Here is a 22,628-nt window from a genome sequence, read left to right as displayed (position 1 = left end):
GGCGCCATCTTTTACAGGAGGACGCACACCATGGCCCTGGCCCACACCCTCGGTTTTCCCCGCATCGGCGCCGACCGCGAATTGAAAAAAGCCCTCGAAGCCTACTGGAAGGGCGACCTGGCCCAGGCCGAACTGCAGACGGTGGGTCGCGAGCTGCGGGCCCGTCACTGGCAGTTGCAGAAAGACGCGGGCATCGATTTGCTGCCGGTCGGTGATTTCGCCTGGTACGACCAGGTACTGAGCCACACCCTGGCACTGGGTGTCGTGCCGTCGCGTTTCCACAACACCTTGGATGATCAGGGCCGGCCGACCCTCGACACCCTGTTCGCCATGGCCCGTGGCGCCACGGCCAGCTGCTGCAACGCCGATCACGGGCAACCGGCCCAAGAGTTGACCAAGTGGTTCGACACCAACTACCACTACCTGGTCCCGGAGTTTTCCATCGACCAGACCTTCGCCCTGAGCTGGGAGCAACTGTTCGACGAAGTGGACGAGGCCCACGCCTTGGGACATCGGGTCAAACCGGTGATCATCGGCCCGCTGACCTACCTGTGGCTGGGCAAGGCCAAGGGCGCGGAATTCGACCGGCTCGACCTGCTGGAGCGCCTGCTGCCGGTCTACGGTGAAATCCTCAATCGCCTCAAGGCCCAGGGCGTGGAGTGGGTCCAGATCGACGAGCCGATCCTCACCCTCGATCTGCCCCTGGCCTGGAAAAGCGCCTTCGAGCGGGCCTATCACATCCTCCAGTACTCGCCGCTGAAAAAACTCGTGGCGACCTATTTCAGTGGCCTGCAAGACAACCTCGGTCTGGCCGTGGGCCTGCCGGTGGACGGCTTGCACATCGACGCGGTGCGCGACCCGGAGCAACTGGGCCAGGTGCTGGATCGCCTGCCGACCTACAAGATCCTCTCGGTGGGCCTGGTCAATGGCCGCAACGTCTGGCGCTGCGAACTGGAGCAGGCGCTGGCACAGTTGCAACCGGCCCAGGAGCGCTTTGGCGACAACCTCTGGGTCAGCACTTCTTGTTCGCTGTTGCACAGCCCGGTGGACCTGGAGCGCGAAGACCGCCTCGATCCGGAACTCAAGAGCTGGCTGGCCTTTGCCGTGCAGAAGTGCGGCGAAGTGGCGGTGTTGCGCGATGCGCTGAACGATCCGCAGGCCACCAGCGTGCAACAGGCGCTGGCCGCCAGCCGGCAAGTGCAGGCCGACCGTGCCGCGTCGGCGCGCATTCACAAACCCGAGGTCCAGGCTCGCCTGGACGCGATCACGCCCCAGGACAGCCAGCGGCGTTCGGTGTTCGCCAAGCGTATCGAGCAGCAGCGCGCAAAGCTGAAGCTACCGGCGTTTCCTACCACCAGCATCGGCTCGTTCCCGCAGACTCCGGCGATTCGCCTGGCGCGTCAGGCTCATAAGCAAGGCAAGCTGTCGGCCAATGACTACCAGGACGCCATGCACAGCGAAATCCGCCATGCCGTAGAAATCCAGGAGCGTCTGGGCCTGGACGTGCTGGTGCACGGTGAAGCCGAGCGCAACGACATGGTGGAGTACTTTGCCGAACAACTCGATGGCTACGCTTTCACTCGTTTCGGTTGGGTGCAGAGCTACGGTTCGCGCTGCGTGAAACCGGCAATCATCTTCGGTGACATCAGCCGTCCCAACGCCATGACCGTCGACTGGATCCGCTACGCCCAGGGCCTGACCGACAAAGTCATGAAAGGCATGCTCACCGGTCCGGTGACCATGTTGATGTGGTCGTTCCCCCGCGAAGACGTGTCGCGCCAGGTTCAGGCCCGACAACTGGCCCTGGCCCTGCGGGACGAAGTGCTGGACCTGGAGGCGGCCGGGATCAGGATCGTACAGATCGACGAAGCGGCGTTCCGCGAAGGGCTGCCATTGCGTCGGGCCCAGTGGCAGGAGTACTTGGACTGGGCCGTGGAGGCGTTCCGCCTGAGTGCGTCGGGCGTGCGTGACGAAACCCAGATCCACACCCACATGTGCTACAGCGAATTCAATGACGTGATCCAGGCCATCGCCGCCATGGACGCCGACGTCATCACCATCGAGACCTCGCGCTCGGACATGGAACTGCTGGACGCGTTCGAGGCCTTCGAGTACCCCAACGACATCGGCCCGGGCGTCTATGACATCCACTCGCCACGGGTGCCGGACACCGCCGAGATGGTCGCGTTGATGAGCAAGGCGGTACAGCGGATTCCCGCCGAGCGCCTGTGGATCAACCCCGACTGCGGGCTCAAGACCCGCGCCTGGCCGGAGACTGAAGCAGCCTTGGTGAACATGGTCGCGGCGGCGCGGCAGTTGCGTAGTCAGTTGGCCTGATCTGAAGACCGCCGCGAACCCCGTGGCGAGGGAGCTTGCTCCCGCTGGGCCGGTCCGCGTTCGGGCGCAGCAGCCCCAACATTTCAAGCCTTCATGCTATGCAAGGCTTGCCACTGTTGGGAGCGCTACGCACTCCAGCGGGAGCAAGCTCCCTCGCCACAAGAACAGATCGCTGCCCGCCCGGTTGTTGGGTGTGGGTTCAATCTGGGGCGAGGCAGCTCTACCACTCGGCAATCTTCATCAAACTGTCACGCAACTGTGGCAGCGCGCTTGGACAAACTTCATCAGACTCGCGCTCTACTGGGGTTCTGCGTTTCGGTGTTTGTCCATGCGTGTATTCATTTTTCTGGCCGTATTATTTATCGGCCTGCCGTCTTATGCGGCGTCTCGTTGTGATGTGAATGTTGCGGCCCAACGGGTCGATCTGGATCAGGTGAGCCTGACGTACCAGAGCATTGGCCGTGCCTCGGATCCGGCCTTGCTGTTGGTGATGGGCTTGGGCGGGCAATTGATCCACTGGCCGGATGAGGTGGTGATGGCCTTGTGCGAACAGGGTTTTCGAGTGATTCGCTACGATAACCGCGACGTCGGCCTGTCCACCTGGCGCCAGGCGCCCGGCAGCGCCAACCTGACTTTCGAAGCCCTGCGCTACAAACTCGGTCTGCCGGTGGCCGCGCCCTATACCTTGACCGACATGGCCGACGACGGGCTGGGGTTGATGGACGCCTTGCACGTGCAGCGCTTCCACGTGCTGGGAGTGAGCATGGGCGGGATGATCGCCCAGCACATGGCGTCAATGGCGCCGCAGCGGGTCGAGAGTCTGACGCTGATCATGACCAGCTCCGGCGCCGAAGGACTGCCGGCGCCCAGTGCTGCACTGGTGCAATTGTTGTCGCGGCGCAGTGCGCCGAATCGCGAAGTGGCTTTGGAACAACAGGCTGATCTGTTGGCGGCGTTGGGCAGCCCGCTGGTGGTCGACGACCGTCAGGCCTTGCTGCATCAGGCCGCCGTGGCTTATGACCGGGCGTTCAACCCCGAAGGCGTGAAGCGCCAGATCATGGCGATCCTGGCCGAGCCGAGCCGGGTAGCGTTGCTCAACCAGTTGCGGGTGCCGACCCTGGTCGTACACGGCACCGCCGACCCGTTGCTGCCGGTGATGCACGGCGTGCACCTGGCCGCGCATATCCAGGGCAGCCAACTGAAACTGATTCCGGGCCTGGCCCATCGTTTCCAGGAAGCCTTCAAGGCGCCGCTGCTGGCGGCGGTGTTGCCGTACCTGCAACAACACCGCGAAGACACCTCGCATTGGGCGCAGATCGAGCCGGTGCAGGCGCCGAAGGTGCTTTGATAAAACCTGGCACCGAACTACCTGAGCTGACACCGAACCCCTGTGGCGAGGGAGCTTGCTCCCGCTTGGGTGCGAAGCGCCCACAAAATGGGTCTGCTGCGCCCGAACGCGGATCGGCCCAGCGGGAGCAAGCTCCCTCGCCACAGGGTCTCCATGCCCCTGACCAACCGGGTTCTACCGCGCTTGCGCCTGCTCCACCAACCACCCCATCAATTCCTGCAACGGCTCCGAGGCCTGGGGTTTGCGCGGATGCACCAGGTGATAGCCAAGCCCGGTCCTGACCTTCAGCTCGAACGGCATCACCAGCCGCCCGGCGCTCAGGTCGTCGCCGATCAGCGACCAGTCACCAATCGCCACGCCCGTGCCCTGGGAAGCCATGGACATCGCCAGGTCCAGGGTTTCGAAGTGCTGGCCTTTGCTGACGTTGCTCAACTGCACATCGGCGGCGTCCAGCCAGGTCTTCCAGTCGCGCTCGTCGGCGGTGGGGTGCAGCAGCAAGTGTTGTTGCAGGTCGGCCGGTTCGCGCAACGGCACCGGGCCGTCCAGGATCGAACTCGAACAGACCGGCGTCAGTTGTTCATCGAACAGATGCAGGCCGGCCAGGGAAGCATCCGGCGGCGGGCCATAGACCACCGCCGCGTCGAAGGCTTCGCGCTGGAAATCCACGCCGTGCCTGACCGTGGTGGTCAGCTCCACCGGCACGTCCGGGCGTTCCTTCTGCCATTGCAACAGGCGCGGCAGCAGCCAGCGCATCACGCAGGTCGGGGCCTTGAGTTGCAAGGTCTGGCGCTGCTCGCCGATCTGCTCCACCGCCTCGCCAATCAGGCTGAACACCTGCTCGATCCGCGGCATCCAGGCCTGGCCTTCAGCGGTCAGGCTCAGGCCACGCGCCTGGCGTTGGAACAGCGTATAGCCCAGATGATCCTCCAGCCCGGCGATCTGCCGGCTCACCGCGCCCTGGGTGATGCACAGCTGTTCAGCGGCGCGGGTGAAGTTGCAACACCGGGCCGTGATCAGAAATGTGTGCAACGCCTGCAGCGGAGGAAGTCGTTTCATAGGGATTCAAGCCATGACCTGAGGACATGGCTAGTATGACTTTTTATCCATTGTTGCCGCTACGGCCGGACCGTTCCAATAACGCCATTCCCAGAGACAAAAACGGTCCCCGGCGTGTGCCGGGGCCTGGTCCCAGACAAGAAAAAGGGCAGTGGCAATGGCAACGTGCGGCGAAGTATTGGTCAAGTTACTCGAAGGCTATGGCGTGGAGCAGGTGTTCGGCATCCCCGGCGTGCACACCGTCGAGTTGTACCGCGGGCTGGCCCGCTCAAGCATCCGCCATGTGACTCCACGGCATGAGCAGGGCGCCGGCTTCATGGCCGACGGCTACGCCCGCGTCAGCGGCAAGCCTGGCGTGTGTTTCATCATTACCGGCCCCGGCATGACCAACATCACCACCGCCATGGGCCAGGCCTACGCCGATTCGATCCCGATGCTGGTGATCTCCAGCGTGCAGTCGCGCAGTCAACTGGGAGGCGGTCGCGGCAAGCTGCATGAACTGCCGAACCAAGGGGCACTGGTGGGCGGGGTCGCGGCGTTTTCCCACACGCTGATGTCCGCTGCCGAACTGCCTGGCGTGCTGGCCCGGGCCTTCGCCTTGTTCCAGGCCGGGCGGGCGCGGCCGGTGCATATCGAAATTCCGTTGGACGTTCTGGTGGAGGACGCCGACGCCTTGCTCGCCAGCACGCCGGTGACCGTCAACCGGGCCGGGGCCGCGCCGGACGCCGCCGCGCAAATGGCGAGCCTGCTGGCAACGGCCAGGCGACCGTTGTTCCTGGCCGGTGGTGGCGCCATCGATGCGGCGAGCGAATTGACCGAACTGGCCGAACGCCTCGGCGCGCCAGTGGCATTGACCATTAACGCCAAGGGCCTGTTGCCTTCGCGTCATCCATTGTTGATCGGTTCGACACAGAGCCTGGTCGCCACCCGCGCCCTGGTGGCCGAAGCGGATGTGGTACTGGCCATCGGCACCGAGTTGGCCGAGACCGATTATGACGTCACCTTCGCCGGCGGCTTCGAGATCCCCGGTGCGCTGCTGCGTATCGACATCGACCCGGACCAGACCGTGCGCAACTATCCGCCGCACCTCGCGCTGGTGAGCGACGCACGCACTGCCGCCCAGGCTTTGCTTGCCGAGTTGACCCGCCAGCCCCTGGCCGAGCGGCCCAGCGACTGGGGCCCGGCGCGTGCCGCCCGGCTGCGCGCCGAGCTTGAGCGTAGCTGGGACGAACCGACCCGCGCCCAGCGGCTGTTTCTCGATACGGTCCTGCAGACACTGCCCGAGGCGGTATTCGTCGGCGACTCGACCCAACCGGTGTACAGCGGCAACCTGACATTCAACCCGGAACAGCCACGGCGCTGGTTCAACTCATCCACCGGCTACGGCACTCTCGGTTATGCGTTGCCGGCGGCAATCGGTGCGTGGCTGGGCGGCAAGGACCCTGGGCACGGGCGCCCGCCGGTGGTGTGCCTGATCGGTGACGGTGGCTTGCAGTTCACCCTGCCGGAACTGGCCAGCGCGGTTGAAGCGTGCACCCCGGTGATCGTGCTGTTGTGGAATAACCAGGGCTACGAAGAGATCAAGAAATACATGGTCAACCGCGCCATCGAACCGGTGGGCGTGGACATCCATACCCCGGATTTCATCGGCGTCGCCAAGGCGTTGGGTTGTGCGGCCGAAACCGTCGATGACGTGGAGCATCTGCGCGCGGCCTTGCACGCTGCCAACGATCGCCAGGGGCCGACGTTGATTGAGATCGATCAGGCGCGCTGGATGGCTGAGGTGTCGAAATGAACCTGCCCACGACGCTGGACGGCCTGTACATCAATGGTCGATGGTCTTCGGGAGACCAGCGCCTGAGGGTCATCAACCCGGCAACCGAAGCGCTGCTGACCACGGTCAATGGCGGCGATGAGCGTGAGGTCGACCGGACCCTGAATGCCGCTACCCAAGCCTTCGGTCGCTGGTCGAACACCACGGGCGCCGAACGCGGTGCGATCCTGCGGCGTATCGCTGCTGGCGTACAGGCCGGTCGTGAGCGGTTGACGAAATTGCAATCAAGCAACAATGGCAAACCGCTGTTCGAAGCGGCCATCGATGTCGATGACGTGATCGCCACGTTCGAGTATTACGCCGAACTGGCCGAGGGCCTGGACGCCCGGCAGGACAGTGCGCTGGCCCTGCCCAGCGACGGGTTCAGCGCCCGCCTGCGCCGCGAGCCGTGCGGGGTGGTGGGGTTGATCGTGCCGTGGAATTTCCCCATGGTCACCACCGCCTGGAAACTCGCCCCGGCCTTGGCCGCCGGCTGCTGTGTGGTGCTCAAACCGTCGGAAGTCACGCCGCTGCCGGAGCTGGAGCTGGCCTCGATCATTGCCGAGTGCGGCTTGCCCGACGGGGTGTTCAACCTGGTGTGCGGCACAGGCCTGGCGGTCGGTGCTCCGTTGGCGGCGGATCCGCGGGTGGCGAAGATTTCCTTCACCGGCAGCAACGCGGTGGGCGTGCAGGTAATGCAGCGCGCGGCCGAGACGGTGAAGGGCGTGAGCCTGGAGCTGGGCGGTAAATCGTCGTTGCTGGTGCTGGCCGATGCCGACCTGGAGCTGGCGGTGGAGCTGGCCTGTGGCGGCAGTTTTTTCAATGCCGGACAGATGTGTTCAGCCACCAGCCGGGTGTTGGTCGCTGACGAGCTGGCCGATGAATTCCTGCAACGGCTCAAGTCCCGCGCCGAGGCGATCCGCTTGGCCGATCCGTTCGACCCGGACGTAGAAATGGGCGCGCTGGTCAACCAGGCGCAGTACCAGCGGGTCCTCGGGCACATCGACCGTGGCTTGAGCGACGGCGCGACCCTGGTCTGTGGCGGCCAGCGTCCGGCGCATCTGGCGCGAGGATTTTTTTTGCAGCCGACGATCTTCACTGACGTGCCCCTGGACAGTGCGTTGTGGTGCGAGGAGATCTTCGGACCGGTGTTGTGCGTACGCCGTTTCAGCGGCGTCGAGCAGGCCATTGCGCTCGCCAACGACAGCCGCTTTGGCCTGGTGGCCAGCGTGGTCAGTCGCGACACCGAGGTCGCCGAGCAGGTGGCCAACGCTTTGCAGGCCGGGCTGGTGTGGATCAACGCGCCCCAGGTGATTTTTCCTCAGGCGGCGTGGGGCGGCTACAAACAGAGCAGCCTGGGCCGCGAGCTGGGGCCATGGGGGCTGGCCGCGTTCCAGGAAATCAAGCATGTGATCCGGGCCGTCTGACGGTCCCGTTACCTCGATAGGGGGTGAACTCATATCTTGAGGTCACTGAAGAACCCTATGGGGGCGGGCGTGCTCCGGGCGGCGTTCCGACGACAGGGCCGGTACCGGCAGCACAACCCCGCTCAGACACTCAACCGCAACCGCGCCAGATCCCGCAACGGCGGCGCCCCAAACAAGCGGCTGTACTCACGGCTGAATTGTGAGGGGCTTTCATACCCGACCCGATACCCTGCCGCCGAGGCTTCCAGGCCTTCGGCGAGCATCAGCCGCCGGGCTTCCTGCAAACGCAGTTGCTTCTGATATTGCAATGGGCTCATGGCGGTCATGGCTTTGAAGCGGTGGTGCAGGGTCGACACGCTGAGGTTCACTTCCCGCGCCAGTTCATCGATGCGCAGCGGCTGTTCGAAATGGCTGTTAAGCCATTTGATCGCCTGGCTGATGCGATGGCTCTGACTGTTGGCAATGGCGATTTCATACAACCGATAGCCCTGGGGACTGCGCAGCAGACGGTAGAGAATCTCCCGACGCACCAGCGGCGCGAGCATGGCGATGTCTTTCGGGCTGTCCAATAGCCGCACCAGGCGCAGCACAGCGTCGAGCATCGGTGTGTCCAGGCGTTCGACATACAGGCCGCGACCGGCGGGGCGGGTCGGTACGCCCAGGGGACCGGCGTCGGCGATCAGCGCGGTGATTTCCGCCGGGTCGATGTCCAGGCGCAGGGCCAGGATCGGATGTTCAGGCGAGACATCCGCGACGCGACCGCGCAACGGCACCGACACCGACACCACCAGATAATGGAGCGGGTCGTAGCTGAAGGCTTCATTGGCCAGGCACACCTGTTTGTGCCCCTGGGCCATGATGCACAGCGCCGGTTGCGCCAGTGCCGTCGCGAAATCATGTGGCTGGCTGTAGCGCGACAGGTTCAGCGAATCGATGGCTGTGGCGTAGTTGCCATCGTCGGTGGTGTTGCGGTCGATGATCGACGCCAACTCAGCGCGTTGTTGTTCCTGATAGGGGTCCAGCGGGACGTGGGCGTCAAATGGCGACATGCCGGAATCCTCGGGTGAAAGGGTAGCCGTGGCACAAGCTTATGTTTGTGCAAGCCGCAGCGGTAGCCACATCCTGTTGAAAGCTTGCCTGATCCTGCACAGCGTGCCTGGCAGCAGCTGGGCGATGCTGGTGAAACTTGCTTGAAACCTTTTGTTTCAAGTATCGGCGTTTCCGAGCACTTGACGGGAGCTACCAGCTTGCCGATGCGCAGGATCGTGCAATGTGTCGGCAGGATTCGACTAACGAGAATGACTTCGCGGCCCTTAACCTTTGATCCTGTCGCAGCCTGTCCCCGGCTGCACAACGGATTACCTGGGAGGGTTGAACATGTCTACACAGATCCCCGTCAGTCACATGGCCTTCGTGCGGGCCCGCGCCGGTTGCTCCAGGCAGTTGGGGGCGCGCTTGAGCACACTGATCGCGCCTTCGCGCCAGGCGCCCGGTTGCCTGCACTTTGCCTTGCAGCATTCGCAATGTGACGCCGATTTGTGGCTGGTGTCCGGACGCTGGGTCAGTCAGTCGGCGATGGATGCCTACTTCAATTCGCCAGCCATGGCGATTTTTGCCGAGCTGGTGCAGGACCTGGTGGTGAGCAGCCTGGATTTCCACACCTTCCGGGAAGTGTCCGCCGCCCAGGCGACCGAAGGGTGCCTGGCGACGGTACACAAACTGGCCGGTTGAAGGTTTAATGGCGGTCATTTTCATCGCCAGGAAGCCCAAGCATGGCACGTCGAGTTTTTGGTCCCTTCGAAGCTGTATCTGCCTTGATGCCCCGGGAGGGTGGCGGCTATTACGCGGCCATCGCCACCAAAACCATCGGTGGCTCGGACAAGCCGCGTTTCAACAAGGTGCTTGAAGAGCAATCCTTCGACACCGCTGCCGAGGCCGATGAAGCGGCAGCCATAGAGCTGACCCATCTCGAGGATGTCGACGAGGAGGGTGGGTTGGTCTGGTAATCAGCCATCGCGTATTGCTTTCCTGTGGCGAGGGAGCTTGCTCCCGCTGGGCTGCGCAGCAGACCCATTTTGGTGAGCGCTTCGCGCTCAAGCGGGAGCAAGCTCCCTCGCCACAAATGCCATCCACTTCAGATAAGCAGTGTTATGGATGTGTTGTTTATCTAGGACGATGCATCTTGAACAGCGCCTCAGGCCCCAACTGGAAATAATCCGCCGGCCCGCCGCCACGCAGGATCGGCTCGGCGGCTGCCGTGTCGTAGATCCCGTCTTTCAACAGCCACTGGGCGATATGCACGGCGACCACCTCGCCGAGGATCAGCCAGCTCGGCACCAACGCCTTGTCCGCTCGCTGCAACTGGATGATCTGCGTGACCTTGCATTCGAAGGACACCGGGCTTTCAGCCACCCGCGGCACCTGGATCACCCGTGACGCCGCAGGCGTCAAGCCGGCCAATTCAAACTCGTTGACCTCCGGCGCCACCATCGCGCAGCTCTGGTTCATCTGTTCGGCCAGCGGACGCGTCGCCAGGTTCCAGGCGAACTCGCCGGTCTGTTCGATATTGTTCAAGCTGTCTTTGCGCCCGACGCTGGAAAAACCAATGATCGGCGGAATGTAGTTGAACGCGTTGAAGAAACTGTAGGGCGCTAGGTTCAGGCGGCCTTCGGCATCCTGGGACGAGATCCAGCCGATGGGGCGCGGGCCGACGATGGCGTTGAATGGATCGTGAGGCAGGCCGTGGCCGTTGGCGGGTTCGTAGAAATGGATGTCATCGGACATTGGGCGATCCTGGAAGGGCATTCGTAGGCGGCCCATAGTGCAAGGCGCAGTGTTTAATTTCCAGAGAGAGATCCTTCCCACGTCTGGCGCAGGAAGGAATACCCGTGATCAACCAATGGCATCGGCGGTGCCGGTCTTGTCGAAGCCGTCGGCAGCGATGGCGTCAGCGGTGCCGGTCTTGTCGAAGCCGTCGGCAGCGATGGCGTCAGCGGTGCCGGTCTTGTCGAAGCCGTCGGCAGCGATGGCGTCGGCGGTGCCGGTCTTGTCGAAACCGTCGGCAGCGATGGCGTCAGCGGTACCGGTCTTGTCGAAGCCGTCGGCGGCGATGGCGTCGGCGGTGCCGGTCTTGTCGAAGCCGTCAGCGGCGTAAGCGCCAGAGTGGCTGCGTTCGATGGCTGCGCTGGCGGTGGAGCCAAAGGCGGCGGAACCGGTCTTGTCGTAGCCGTCGGCGGCAAAGGTGTTGGCGGCCAGTACGGAGAGGGTCAGGGCGAGGATCAGTTTGGTTTTCATGGTCAGGACTCCTGGTGCGTTGGCGATGTGTCTTGCATGGGTTGAATGCTACGCCAATTAAATTGATTGAAAATCTCAAAATAACGCTAGTAATGATCGATTAAATTGATATTAATGGCGACGCCTTTAAACGCTGTCACATTCGCAGCGAACGTCGCGCAGGTCATCGATCAAGTAGACACAGGGTGCAGGGCAGGGATTAACCGGTGATTAATCGCTGGGTTGTCACGGCGGGAAAGGGTGGCGCATTTGGGCGGATATCAAGTCGCCCCAATCGCGAGCAGGCTCGCTCCCACAAGAAGGTCTTCAGTGAGCACAAATTTCTGTTCACAGCCGATCAAAAGTGGGAGCGAGCCTGCTCGCGAGGGGCCCTTGCAGTCACCGTTGCAGTGACTGCAAGCACACCTGTCAGTCAGTCACAATCCGCGAATGCTTACGGGTGTCTTTCATGGTGATGTACACCAGCAGCGACACCGCGATGCACGCCGTCACGTACCAGTAGTAGCCGGTCTCCATACCGATGCTCTTGAACCACAGCGCGATATATTCAGCCGTGCCGCCGAAGATCGACACGGTCAGGGCGTAGGGCAGGCCGACGCCCAGGGCGCGGATTTCGGTGGGGAACAGCTCGGCTTTTACCACCGCGTTGATCGAGGTGTAGCCGCTGACGATGATCAGCGCGGCCATGATCAGGAAGAACGCGCCCCACCAGGTCTGGATGGTGTGCAAGGTGGTGAGGATTGGCACGGTGAACAGCGTCCCAAGGATGCCGAAGGCAATCAGGATCGGCCGGCGACCGACCTTGTCCGACAGCCCGCCGATCACCGGTTGCAGGCACATGAACAGGAACAGCGTGGCAGCGGAAATCGTGGTGGAGTCGGAGATGCTCATGCCGACAGTGTTCACCAGGTACTTCTGCATGTAGGTGGTATAGGTGTAGAACGCCAGCGTGCCGCCCATGGTCAGGCCGACCACGGTCATCAGTTCCTTGGGATGACGCAGCAAGGTGCGCATGGCGCTTTCCTTGGACTTCTCTTTCTTGGTGAACGACTCGGTTTCTTCCATGCCGCGCCGCAGGTACAGCGCCACGATTGCGCACAGGGCGCCGATGGCGAACGGAATGCGCCAGCCCCAAGCGTACAGCTGCTCGCTGGTGAGGAACTGTTGCAACACGATCAGCACGCCAAGGGCGATGAGCTGGCCGGAGATCAGGGTGACGTACTGGAAGCTGGAGAAAAAGCCGCGACGTTCCTTGGTCGCCATCTCGCTCAGGTAGGTCGCCGAAGTGCCGTACTCACCGCCCACCGAAAGGCCCTGGAGCAAGCGGGCGAGCACCAGCAGGATCGGTGCGCCGACGCCGATGGTTTCATAGCCGGGGCTCAGGGCGATGATCAGCGAGCCGAAGCACATCAGGTAGACCGAGGCCATCAGCGCTCGCTTGCGACCGGCGCGGTCGGCGTAGAGGCCCATCAGCCAGCCGCCGATCGGGCGCATCAGAAAGCCCACGGCAAAAATCGCGGCGGTGTTGAGCAGTTGCGCGGTGGTGTCGCCCTTCGGGAAGAAGACTTTGGCGAAATACAACGAGAAAGCGGCGTAGACGTACCAGTCGTACCACTCGACCATGTTGCCGACCGAGCCGCTGAAGATCGATTTGATCCGGCTGGCGGTGGTTCTTTCACGGGCGGGCACGGCAGCCGACCCAAGGGGCAGGGCGTTGGAGTTATCCATTGAAGGATCCTTCGTTTAATTGTTGTTGTGGAGCGCGTGGGAACGCAGCCTGCCAGGGCTATAGCAGGAGCTGTGCCAGGTGGTTAAGGGCCGGTCTAGAGGGGTTTGCTGGTTTGGGTGAGCGGAAAATTGCTTGTTTTGAGCTGGGGATAGGCGGAAATCCGCTTATCCTTTGGAGAGTGATTTGTCTGGGCCGGCCCTATCGCGAGCAGGCTCGCACTCATCAGACCTGTGAACGTATGACCCTGTGGGAGCGGGCTTGCTCGCGAAAGCGGTGTGCTTGTCACCTCAAATACCAACTGACCCGGCGCCTTCGCGAGCAAGCCCGCTCCCACATTTTTGACCTGTGTACGCAGGCCCCTGTGGGAGCGAGCCTGCTCGCGATAGCGTCAGCCCAGGCGCCGCCAAACCCGCGAGTCAGACAAACATCTCCCGACTCAACCCATGCCGCTGCATTTTTTCATTGAAGGTGCGACGCGGCAGCTGCAGTTCTTCCAGCACCGCTTTGACATCCCCTTTGTGCCGGGTCAGGGCGGCGCGCAGGCATTGGGCTTCGAAGGCTTCCTGTAGGGCGGCAAGGGATTGGCCGGGCTCCGTTTCCGGGAGTTGCAATTGATCGAGCCCCAACACCTGGCGTTCGGCAACGTTTGCCAGTTCGCGCACATTGCCCGGCCAGTCGTGGCTGAGCAGATAACTCAGTTGCGCGCCACTCAAGGGCGGGGCCGAGCGGCCCAGGCGCTCGGCGGCGCTGTGTGAGAAGTGTTCGAACAGCAGTGGAATATCCTCACGGCGCTCACGCAGCGGCGGCAGGCGCAGTTCGGCGACGTTCAGGCGATAAGCCAGGTCCTCGCGAAAGCGTCCGGCGCGGGCTTCGTCCAGCAGATCCGGCTTGGTGGCGGCGATGATGCGCAGGTCCACGTGGACGCTCTGGTTGGAGCCCAGGCGTTCAAGCTTCTGCTCCTGCAACACGCGCAACAACTTGACCTGCTGCGCCAGGGGCATGCTTTCGATTTCATCGAGGAACAAAGTGCCGCCATCGGCAAATTCGAGCTTGCCGATGCGCTTGCCCTGGGCCCCGGTGAACGCGCCGCTTTCATGGCCGAACAGTTCCGCTTCGAACAGCGGTTCGGGGATGGCCGCGCAGTTCAGTGCAACGAAAGGCCGGTTCGCCCTGGGCCCGAAGTCATGCAGGCAACGGGCGACCAGTTCCTTGCCGCTGCCGGTTTCGCCACGGATCAACACGTTGACCGGCAACGTCGCCAAATCCAGCACCTGGCGCCGCAGGTTTTGCAGCGACCGGGAAACCCCCAGCAGTGTTGCATCGAGTTTTACCCGCGCATCGGCCTGTTCGTGCAAGCGGCGGTTTTCCAGGACCAAGGTGCGCTTGTCCAAGGCCCGGCGCAGGCTGCCGAGCAGGGCTTCGGGGCTGAAGGGTTTTTCCAGGAAGTCATAGGCGCCGTCGCGCATCGCTTCCACGGCCATCGGCACGTCGCCGTGGCCGGTCAACAGAATCACCGGCAGGTCCGGATCGCGTCGACGCACTTCGGCCAGCAGCTCCAGGCCACTGAGCCCGGGCATGCGCACGTCGCTGAGGATCACACCGGGGAAATGCTCCGGCAATGTCGCCAGGCACTCCTCGGCGCGGCTGAACAGCTGCACCTTGAAGCCCGACAGGCTCAACCACTGCTCGACGGCGCTGCGGATGCTGCCTTCGTCGTCCACCACCATCACTGAATCAAGCATGGCTACGTCTCCGGATCGATGGGCAAGGATACGCAGAACACGGCGCCGTGCTCATGGTTCTGTGCGGTCAATCGCCCACCGGCTTCATGAATGATTGCGAAGGACACCGCCAGGCCCAGGCCCAGGCCATCGCCCACGGCCTTGGTGGTAAAAAACGGATCGAACACCTGGGCCAGGTGTTCTTCGGCGATGCCGCTGCCGCTGTCGCTGACGCTCAGCCGCCACAGTTGCTCATCGGCCTCCAGACGTATCTCCAGGCGCTTGAGCGGTTGGCCGGCCATGGCGTCCAGGGCATTGCGCAGCAGGTTGATCAGCACTTGTTCAAGGCGAATCGCATCGCCACGTACCCACGCCGGGCGGGTCAGGTGCAGCACAATGCTGACCTGCTCGTCCCGCAGGCGCGTGTCCAGCAGTTGCAACGCCTGGTCCACCACCGCTGCCAGATCCAGGCGTTCGCGCAGGCCGCTGGGGCTTTTGCGGGCGAAGGTCTTCAGGTGGCCGGTGAGGGCGGCCATCCGGGTCAACATGTCGTCTACCGGTTTGAGGGCCTTGTAGGCCTCCTCGACCCGGCCATGGTCCAGCAGCAAGCGCAGGGTTGCCAATTGCATGCGCTGGGCGGTCAGCGGTTGGTTGATCTCATGGGCCAGGGCCGCCGACATCTGCCCCAGGGCCGCGAGCTTGGCCGATTGCACCAACCCGTCCTGGGCGGTGCGCAGGTCCCGGGTGCGCTCTTGCACCAGACGCTCCAGTTCTTCGCGGCTGCGCTGGCGCAGTTTGGCCAGGCGCCAGCGCTGGTTGAGAAACAGCAACAGGAACACCAGCGCCAGCCACAGCCCGGCTGCGGCGAGCCCGGCGTTGCGCAGGTCTTCGAAGGCGATCTGCGGGTGGCGCAACAGGTGCAGCGTCCAGCCTTCGCCGGCCAACGGCAGCGATTCCCACAGATAATCCGCCGCGCCCTTGGGCGCCTCGACCCGGGCCAGATGGCTGTTGTCGTCAAAGCGACGCAGGGTTTCGACGGCCAAGGGTTGCAGCGGTTGCTTATCGTATTGGCGGGTCGCCTTGAGTTCGGCGCGGTCGCTGTCGGTCAAGGGTTGCAGATGGCGGTAGCGCCAGCCCGGACGATTGGCGATGAAGATGATGCCCCGGGCATCGCTGACCAACAGCGTGTCGCTGCCCTGGCGCCATTCGCGCTCCAGCTCCGGAAACTCCAGCTTGACCACCATCGCGCCGAGGAACTCACCGTTGTCGCCGGTCACTGCGCTGGAAAGAAAGTAACCGGGTATGCCGCTGGTGACGCCCACTGCATAAAAACGCCCGGTGCCTTGGGTGCGGGTTTGGAGGAAATAGGGCCGGAAACCATAATTGTGCCCGACGTAACTGCTCGGCAGACGCCAGTTGCTGGCCGCGACGGCCAGGCCCGTGTGGTCGAGCAGTTCCAGGGTCGATGACTGCGCGGCGCCGTTGATCTGTTCCAGCTTGCGATTCAACGCGTCCTGTTGCGTCGCATCGACCGATCCCTTGAGCGCCGAGCGCAACTCTGGGTCCAGCGCCAGCACGGCGGGCAGGGCGCGGTAGCGTTCGATCAGGGTGTGCAGAGAGTTGGCGTACAACGCCAGCTGCTGGCTGGCGCGATGGGCATCTTCCTCCAAAGCCTGGCTTTCGGCGTGACGCACCGCGAGGGTCGCGGCCAGCGCAGCGCCGGTGAGGATCAGCAGGGTGTACAACGACAGGCGCAGGGTACGGGGAGTCGGCAGCATGCTGGGTCAGACGGATCGAGAGTCGGGCGGGCACGATAGCATGGCGTGGGCATCATTTTCCCGGACAACCACAAACCCCTGTGGGAGCGAGCCTGCTCGCGATGACGGAGTTACATCCAGCATGGATGCAAGCTGACCCACCGGTATCGCGAGCAGGCTCGCTCCCACAGGGTTCTGCACAGAGTTCCATTGGGCGGCACACAAAAAAAGGCCGGTGGGCTTGTCGCTCACCGGCCTTTCTCATGGCACTGAAGGGTTACTGCACTTCCACCGCCAGGCTGTCGCTGATCTTTTTCTGCCAGATCGCCGGGCCGGTGATGTGCACCGACTCGCCTTGGCTGTCGACCGCAACGGTCACCGGCATGTCCTTGACCTCGAACTCATAGATCGCTTCCATGCCCAGTTCGGCGAACGCCAGAACCTTGGATTTGCGGATCGCCTGGGCCACCAGGTAAGCGGCGCCGCCGACGGCCATCAGGTAGACGGCTTTGTTGTCCTTGATCGCGTCGATAGCGGTCGGGCCGCGCTCGGATTTGCCGATCATGCCCAACAGGCCGGTCTGTTCGAGGATCTGACGAGTGAACTTGTCCATCCGCGTGGCGGTGGTCGGGCCCGCCGGGCCGACGACTTCGTCGCCCACCGGATCAACCGGGCCGACGTAGTAGATGAAGCGGCCCTTGAGGTCCACCGGCAAGGTTTCGCCTTTGTTCAGCATCTCGACCATGCGCTTGTGCGCCGCGTCGCGACCGGTGAGCATCTTGCCGTTGAGCAGTACGGTCTCGCCCGGTTTCCAGCTCTGGACTTCTTCCGGGGTCAGGGTGTCGAGGTTGACGCGGCGGGCAGATGGGCCGGCTTCCCAGACGATTTCCGGGTAGGCGTCCAGCGGTGGCGCTTCCAGCTCCGCCGGGCCCGAGCCGTCCAGCACGAAGTGGGCGTGACGGGTGGCGGCGCAGTTGGGGATCATGCACACCGGCAGCGAGGCGGCGTGGGTCGGGTAGTCCATGATCTTCACGTCGAGCACGGTGGTCAGGCCACCCAGGCCTTGGGCGCCGATGCCCAGTTGGTTGACCTTCTCGAACAGCTCCAGGCGCATTTCTTCGATGCGGTTCTGTGGGCCGCGAGCCTTGAGCTCGTGAATGTCGATGGATTCCATCAACACTTCCTTGGCCATCACGGCAGCCTTTTCGGCGGTGCCGCCGATGCCGATGCCGAGCATGCCCGGCGGGCACCAGCCGGCGCCCATGGTCGGCACGGTCTTGAGCACCCAGTCGACGATCGAGTCGGACGGGTTGAGCATGGCCATCTTCGATTTGTTCTCGGAGCCGCCGCCCTTGGCCGCCACGTCCACCTCCACGGTGTTGCCCGGGACGATGGAGTAGTGAATGACCGCCGGGGTGTTGTCCTTGGTGTTCTTACGCGCGCCTGCCGGGTCGGCGAGGATGGATGCGCGCAGGACGTTTTCCGGCAGGTTGTAGGCGCGACGCACGCCCTCGTTGATCATGTCGTCCAGGCTCATGGTCGCGCCATCCCAGCGCACATCCATGCCCACGCGCACGAACACGGTCACGATGCCGGTGTCCTGGCAGATCGGCCGGTGGCCAGTGGCGCACATGCGCGAGTTGATCAGGATCTGCGCCATGGAATCACGGGCCGCCGGCGATTCTTCGCGCAGGTAGGCCTCGTGCATCGCCTGGATGAAATCCACGGGGTGGTAGTAGGAAATGAACTGCAGGGCGTCGGCAACGCTCTGAATCAGGTCATCTTGCTTGATCACGGTCATGAGTCGCGCTCCTCTCTAAAGACGGGAACATTCTATAAGGCAGCTTCAAGCCGCAAGCTTCGAGCAGCAAGCTGAAGCAGTATGCGTACTGCTCTGAACTTACCGCTTGGGGCTCGCGGCTTGCAGCTGACCTTCAGGTCAAGGCACGCCGGGCATGCTGGCGCGACGCTAAAAAGGCGCGGCAGTATATCGCAGGCACGCACCCTGTGGGAGCGAGCTTGCTTGCGATCACGCCGGATTGATGAGGTGGGGAGTGAAACCTGTGGCGAGGGAGCTTGCTCCCGCTCGGTTGCGCAGCGACCGAAAAATCCTGGGGCCGCTTCGCAGCCCAGCGGGAGCAAGCTCCCTCGCCACAGGGGGGCATCGGGTGCGCAAGCCACTGCGTCAATCTGGGCCATTGCTTTGACGCCATTTTTCTGCTCCAGAATTGAATGGTCATTTGTCGAACACGCCACTAAAGTGGCGTCTGGCCTGTAGCGTAGGACGCCTCTGTCAGTTCTCCTTTCCCATGGTGAGTCAACGATTGACCCATAACGCCATCCAACGTCTTTTGCTGAAACGCTTCGCTTTGGCGGCTGCGACCTACGCGCTGGCATTGGTGTTGTTGTGGCTGGCATTTTTCAGTGGGCATTACCACGACTCGTTGCGCGGTGTGATCATCGGCAGCGTCTTGGTGGTGCTGTGCCAGGCCGGGCTGTTCACGACGTTTATCACCCAGCGCAACTTGCGCTTCGCCGACCCCAGCCTCACCGAGATACAGGTGTTGATCGGCCTGGGCTGGCAGACCTGGATGATGGCGCACCTGGATCAGGCCCGGGGCGTGTTCCTGGTGTTTTATGTGTTGATCCTGTTGTTTGGCCTGTTCCATTTGTCCCGGCGAGCCTTTGTGCGCTGCGCGACGCTAGTGTTCATCAGCTTCAGTGGCATTACGCTCTGGGACGGCTATTTCTTCCGGCTTCCTGACCCGACGCTGGCCGGGTTGCAGGTGGCCGTCTTGTTGATGGTGCTGGTGTGGCTGGTGTTTTATGCCCGCTATGTCCAGACCTCCCGCCAACGCATGCGTCAACGCCGGTTTGCCTTGCAGGCGCACCAGGACACCTTGCGCGGCATGATGCGCCAGCTCGAAGACCTGGTAGCGACCGACGAACTGACCGGGCTGTTCAACCGCCGGCACTTCCTGCGCCTGGCCTCCCGGGAACTGAACACCCTCAGGCCCAACGTCGCCCATGGCCTGGCGCTGATCGACCTCGACCATTTCAAACGCATCAACGACCTGCACGGCCACGCCGCCGGCGACCAGGTGCTCCAGGCGTTCGCCTCGGTCGCCACGGCCTGCCTGCGCGAGGGCGACGTGTTGGCCCGCTATGGCGGCGAGGAGTTCGTCATGCTGTTGCCGGCCTGCGACCCTTCGCGCCTGACCGCCTGTTGCGAGCGCCTGCGGCTGGCGTTTACCGAGGTCGAGCTGATTGGCTTGCAGGTCGGTCCGCTCAGCCTGTCGGCGGGCATGACCATGCTGGAAATGGACGATGACCTGGACGATGCATTGCAGCGTGCCGACCAGGCCCTGTACCGTGCCAAGCGAGACGGCCGCAATCGTTGCGCCGCCGCCTGGGAGAACGTCGATGCCTGAACTGACGGCCGCCGGTCGGCAATGGACGGTGGCGGTGGGCAGTAACCTGCTGGACGCGTTGAATGAAGCCGGCGTGGCGGTGCCCTACAGCTGTCGTGCCGGCAGTTGCCATGCCTGCCTGGTGCAGTGCGTCGGCGGCGATGTGCGCGACAGTCGGCCGGATGCCTTGAGCCCGGCGCAGCGCGACCAGGGCTGGCGGCTGGCCTGCCAGTGCCAAGTGGTCGAGGACGTGCGGATCCACACCTTCGACCCGCAGCGCGACGGCCAGGCCGCCGTGGTGGCGGCAGTGGATTGGCTGGGCGGCGAGGTGCTGCGCTTGCGCATCACCCCGCAGCGAGCACTGCGTTACCGGGCCGGCCAGCATCTGGTCCTATGGGCAGGCAACGTGGCCCGGCCTTATTCCCTGGCAAGCCTGCCGGAGGAAGACCGCTTCCTGGAGTTCCACCTCGATTGTCGCGAGCCTGGCCAGTTCATCGATGCGGCGCGCCAATTGAAGGCCGGCGACACGATTCGTCTGGGTGAACTGCGCGGCGGCGCGCTGCACTACGACCCCGACTGGAATAGTCGACCGCTGTGGCTGCTGGCCTCCGGCACCGGCCTGGCGCCGCTGTTCGGCCTGCTGCGCGAAGCCCTGCGCCAGCATCACCAAGGCGCCATCCGCTTGATTCATGTGGCCCATGATGGGCCGGGGCATTACTTGGCCAAACCCCTGGCGGCAATGGCGGCCAAGCACCCGAACCTTAGCGTCGAGCTGTTGACCGCGGCTGAGGCACCGTCTGCATTGGCGCAACTGCGGCTTGTTTCCCGGCAGACCCAGGCTTTGCTCTGCGGCCATCCTGACCGGGTCGAGGCGTTTGCCAAGCGCCTGTACCTGGCCGGCCTGCCGCGCAATCAGCTGTTGGCCGACGTCTTTGTGCCCCGTGGTTGAGCGCTGATTTTCAGTAGTGCTTGGGCTGGCCTCATCGCGAGCAAGCTCGCTCCCACAGTAGCTCTGCGGTGTTCATGAAACCCCTGTGGGAGCGAGCTTGCTCGCGATGGCGGCAGACCAGACCGCACAGGCTTCAAGGCTAAAACCAAAAAGCCCCGCCATTCACATGGCAGGGCTTTTGTTTTTCAGCGCTCGGTCACTCAGACCATCGGGTCGCCAACGTGCAGGATTTTCATGCCGTTGGTGCCGCCGATGGTGTGGTAGCTGTCGCCCTTGGTCAGGATGACCCAGTCACCGGTCTGCACCACGCCACGCTTGACCAGTTCGTCCACCGCGGCCTGGCTGACTTCTCCCGGTTGCAGGGCGGCCGGGTCGAACGGCACGGTGTAGACGCCACGGAACATGGCGGCACGGGCCTGGGTTTCGCGGTGCGGGGAGAACGCGTAGATCGGCACCGAGGAGCGGATGCGCGACATGATCAGCGGCGTGTAGCCACTTTCGGTCAAGGCGATGATCGCCTTCACGCCTGGGAAGTGGTTGGCGGTGTACATCGTCGCCAGCGCAATGCTTTCGTCGCAACGTTCGAAGGTCTTGCCGATGCGGTGGCTGGAGGTCTTGCTGGTAGGGTGTTTCTCGGCGCCCAGGCAGATGCGGGCCATGGCTTGCACCGCTTCGAGCGGGTAGAGGCCGGCGGCGCTTTCGGCCGAGAGCATCACGGCGTCGGTGTAGTCGAGCACGGCGTTGGCTACGTCGGACACTTCGGCGCGGGTCGGCATCGGGTTCTGGATCATCGACTCCATCATCTGGGTCGCCACGATCACCGCTTTGTTGTGGCGACGTGCATGCAGAATGATTTTCTTCTGGATGCCCACCAGCTCGGCGTCGCCGATTTCCACGCCCAGGTCGCCACGAGCCACCATCACGGCGTCGGAGGCCTTGATCAGGCCGTCCAGGGTTTCGTCGTCAGCCACCGCTTCGGCGCGTTCGATCTTCGCCACCAGCCAGGCAGTACCGCCGGCTTCGTCACGCAATTGACGGGCGTATTCCATGTCGGCGGCGTCACGCGGGAACGACACGGCCAGGTAGTCGACTTCCATTTCCGCGGCCAGCTTGATGTCGGCCTTGTCCTTGTCGGTCAGGGCCGGGGCTGTCAGGCCACCGCCGCGACGGTTGATGCCCTTGTGGTCCGACAGCGGGCCGCCGATGATCACGACGCAGTTCAGTTCGGTGGCGGTGGCGGTTTCGACGCGCATCACCACGCGACCGTCGTCGAGCAGCAGCTCGTCGCCCACGCCGCAGTCCTTGACCAGGTCCGGGTAGTCGATGCCCACGACCTGCTGGTTGCCCTCAGTCAGTGGATGGCTGGTGGAGAAGGTGAATTTGTCACCGATTTTCAGCTCGATGCGCTTGTTGGCGAATTTGGCGATACGGATCTTGGGACCTTGCAGGTCACCCAGCAGGGCAACGAAGCGGCCATGCTTGGCGGCGAGGTCGCGCACCAGCTTGGCACGGGCCTTGTGCTCGTCGGGGGTGCCGTGGGAAAAGTTCAAGCGGGCAACGTCCAGGCCAGCCAGAATCAGCTGTTCGAGAACTTCCGGCGAGTGACTGGCCGGGCCAAGGGTGGCGACGATTTTGGTACGACGGACGGACATGCAAGACTCCTCAGGTTCAAGCGCCAGCGAAGGCTACTATGCTCTTTGGGTGTAGTCATTGTTCATCTGCACTACTTTTTCGTTTGTTTTTCGAAATGAACATTCTTGAAAATTTTTGCGCCTGTCAGGCACGAA

Annotated in this window: 17 protein-coding genes; 8 read left to right on the top strand and 9 right to left on the bottom strand. The window is 63.4% G+C overall.

Annotation, left to right across the window (positions count from 1 at the left end):
* Positions 1-30: 30 nt before the first annotated feature.
* Both metE and ACLEJQ_RS18890 read left to right on the top strand, forming a co-directional pair.
* A complete protein-coding gene (gene metE / locus ACLEJQ_RS18895; RefSeq protein ID WP_440797369.1) occupies positions 31-2,337 on the top strand; it encodes a 5-methyltetrahydropteroyltriglutamate--homocysteine S-methyltransferase in 2,307 nt (768 codons plus the stop codon).
* 328 nt (positions 2,338-2,665) lie between these two features.
* The gene (locus tag ACLEJQ_RS18890) at positions 2,666-3,685 is read left to right on the top strand and encodes an alpha/beta fold hydrolase (protein WP_440797367.1); all 1,020 of its coding nucleotides are present in this window, start codon (positions 2,666-2,668) and stop codon (positions 3,683-3,685) included.
* A 174-nt stretch (positions 3,686-3,859) separates the two neighbouring features.
* On the opposite strand, the gene ACLEJQ_RS18885 is transcribed toward ACLEJQ_RS18890, so the two are convergent.
* Entirely contained in the window at positions 3,860-4,741 is an 882-nt protein-coding gene (locus tag ACLEJQ_RS18885; protein ID WP_440797365.1) for a LysR substrate-binding domain-containing protein, read from the bottom strand.
* A gap of 157 nt (positions 4,742-4,898) precedes the next feature.
* Between ACLEJQ_RS18885 and ACLEJQ_RS18880 the strand changes: the two genes are divergently transcribed.
* Together ACLEJQ_RS18880 and ACLEJQ_RS18875 are read left to right on the top strand one after the other, a co-directional pair.
* Positions 4,899-6,536, top strand: coding sequence for a 5-guanidino-2-oxopentanoate decarboxylase (locus tag ACLEJQ_RS18880; protein ID WP_440797480.1), 1,638 nt, complete (start codon positions 4,899-4,901; stop codon positions 6,534-6,536).
* A complete protein-coding gene (locus ACLEJQ_RS18875) occupies positions 6,533-7,981 on the top strand; it encodes an aldehyde dehydrogenase family protein (RefSeq protein WP_440797363.1) in 1,449 nt (482 codons plus the stop codon). Before ACLEJQ_RS18880 ends, ACLEJQ_RS18875 begins: the two co-directional genes overlap by 4 nt.
* Before the next feature lie 122 nt (positions 7,982-8,103).
* On the opposite strand, the gene ACLEJQ_RS18870 is transcribed toward ACLEJQ_RS18875, so the two are convergent.
* Positions 8,104-9,030, bottom strand: coding sequence for an AraC family transcriptional regulator N-terminal domain-containing protein (locus ACLEJQ_RS18870; protein WP_440797361.1), 927 nt, complete (start codon positions 9,028-9,030; stop codon positions 8,104-8,106).
* 328 nt (positions 9,031-9,358) lie between these two features.
* Here ACLEJQ_RS18870 and ACLEJQ_RS18865 point away from each other — a divergent pair, with 328 nt between their 5' ends.
* Positions 9,359-9,712: a putative quinol monooxygenase gene (locus tag ACLEJQ_RS18865; RefSeq protein WP_440797359.1), complete on the top strand. Its 354-nt coding sequence runs from the start codon at positions 9,359-9,361 to the stop codon at positions 9,710-9,712.
* 41 nt (positions 9,713-9,753) lie between these two features.
* A complete protein-coding gene (locus tag ACLEJQ_RS18860; protein WP_440797357.1) occupies positions 9,754-9,987 on the top strand; it encodes a hypothetical protein in 234 nt (77 codons plus the stop codon).
* 157 nt (positions 9,988-10,144) lie between these two features.
* Here the strand turns inward: ACLEJQ_RS18860 and ACLEJQ_RS18855 are convergent, their stop codons facing one another.
* The 6 genes from ACLEJQ_RS18855 to ACLEJQ_RS18830 all read right to left on the bottom strand — a co-directional run bounded on the left by ACLEJQ_RS18855 (position 10,145) and on the right by ACLEJQ_RS18830 (position 18,283).
* Positions 10,145-10,765, bottom strand: a complete 621-nt coding sequence (locus ACLEJQ_RS18855) for a flavin reductase family protein (protein ID WP_440797355.1) — start codon at positions 10,763-10,765, stop codon at positions 10,145-10,147.
* A 108-nt stretch (positions 10,766-10,873) separates the two neighbouring features.
* Positions 10,874-11,275 (bottom strand): hypothetical protein, encoded by a 402-nt coding sequence (locus tag ACLEJQ_RS18850; RefSeq protein WP_440797353.1) that lies wholly within the window; start codon positions 11,273-11,275, stop codon positions 10,874-10,876.
* A gap of 408 nt (positions 11,276-11,683) precedes the next feature.
* Positions 11,684-13,003, bottom strand: coding sequence for an MFS transporter (locus ACLEJQ_RS18845; RefSeq protein ID WP_440797351.1), 1,320 nt, complete (start codon positions 13,001-13,003; stop codon positions 11,684-11,686).
* Positions 13,004-13,420: 417 nt separating this feature from the next.
* Positions 13,421-14,746 (bottom strand): sigma-54-dependent transcriptional regulator, encoded by a 1,326-nt coding sequence (locus tag ACLEJQ_RS18840; RefSeq protein WP_440797349.1) that lies wholly within the window; start codon positions 14,744-14,746, stop codon positions 13,421-13,423.
* Positions 14,747-14,748: 2 nt separating this feature from the next.
* Entirely contained in the window at positions 14,749-16,503 is a 1,755-nt protein-coding gene (locus tag ACLEJQ_RS18835) for a sensor histidine kinase (protein ID WP_440797347.1), read from the bottom strand.
* Positions 16,504-16,759: 256 nt separating this feature from the next.
* Complete coding sequence (locus tag ACLEJQ_RS18830; RefSeq protein WP_440797345.1) at positions 16,760-18,283, bottom strand: fumarate hydratase; 1,524 nt, start codon at positions 18,281-18,283, stop codon at positions 16,760-16,762.
* Between the two features lie 523 nt (positions 18,284-18,806).
* Between ACLEJQ_RS18830 and ACLEJQ_RS18825 the strand changes: the two genes are divergently transcribed.
* A complete protein-coding gene (locus ACLEJQ_RS18825; protein ID WP_440797343.1) occupies positions 18,807-19,913 on the top strand; it encodes a diguanylate cyclase domain-containing protein in 1,107 nt (368 codons plus the stop codon).
* The gene (locus tag ACLEJQ_RS18820; protein WP_440797341.1) at positions 19,906-20,841 is read left to right on the top strand and encodes an iron-sulfur-binding ferredoxin reductase; all 936 of its coding nucleotides are present in this window, start codon (positions 19,906-19,908) and stop codon (positions 20,839-20,841) included. The genes ACLEJQ_RS18825 and ACLEJQ_RS18820 overlap by 8 nt, the downstream gene beginning before the upstream one ends.
* A gap of 200 nt (positions 20,842-21,041) precedes the next feature.
* Here ACLEJQ_RS18820 and pyk read toward each other — a convergent pair whose 3' ends face one another.
* Positions 21,042-22,493 (bottom strand): pyruvate kinase, encoded by a 1,452-nt coding sequence (pyk, locus tag ACLEJQ_RS18815; RefSeq protein WP_440797339.1) that lies wholly within the window; start codon positions 22,491-22,493, stop codon positions 21,042-21,044.
* Positions 22,494-22,628: the final 135 nt, after the last annotated feature.

This window comes from Pseudomonas sp. SMV71 (assembly GCF_052042015.1).
Classification (GTDB): Bacteria; Pseudomonadota; Gammaproteobacteria; order Pseudomonadales; family Pseudomonadaceae; genus Aquipseudomonas.
This window is presented reverse-complemented; position numbering and strand designations above follow the sequence as displayed.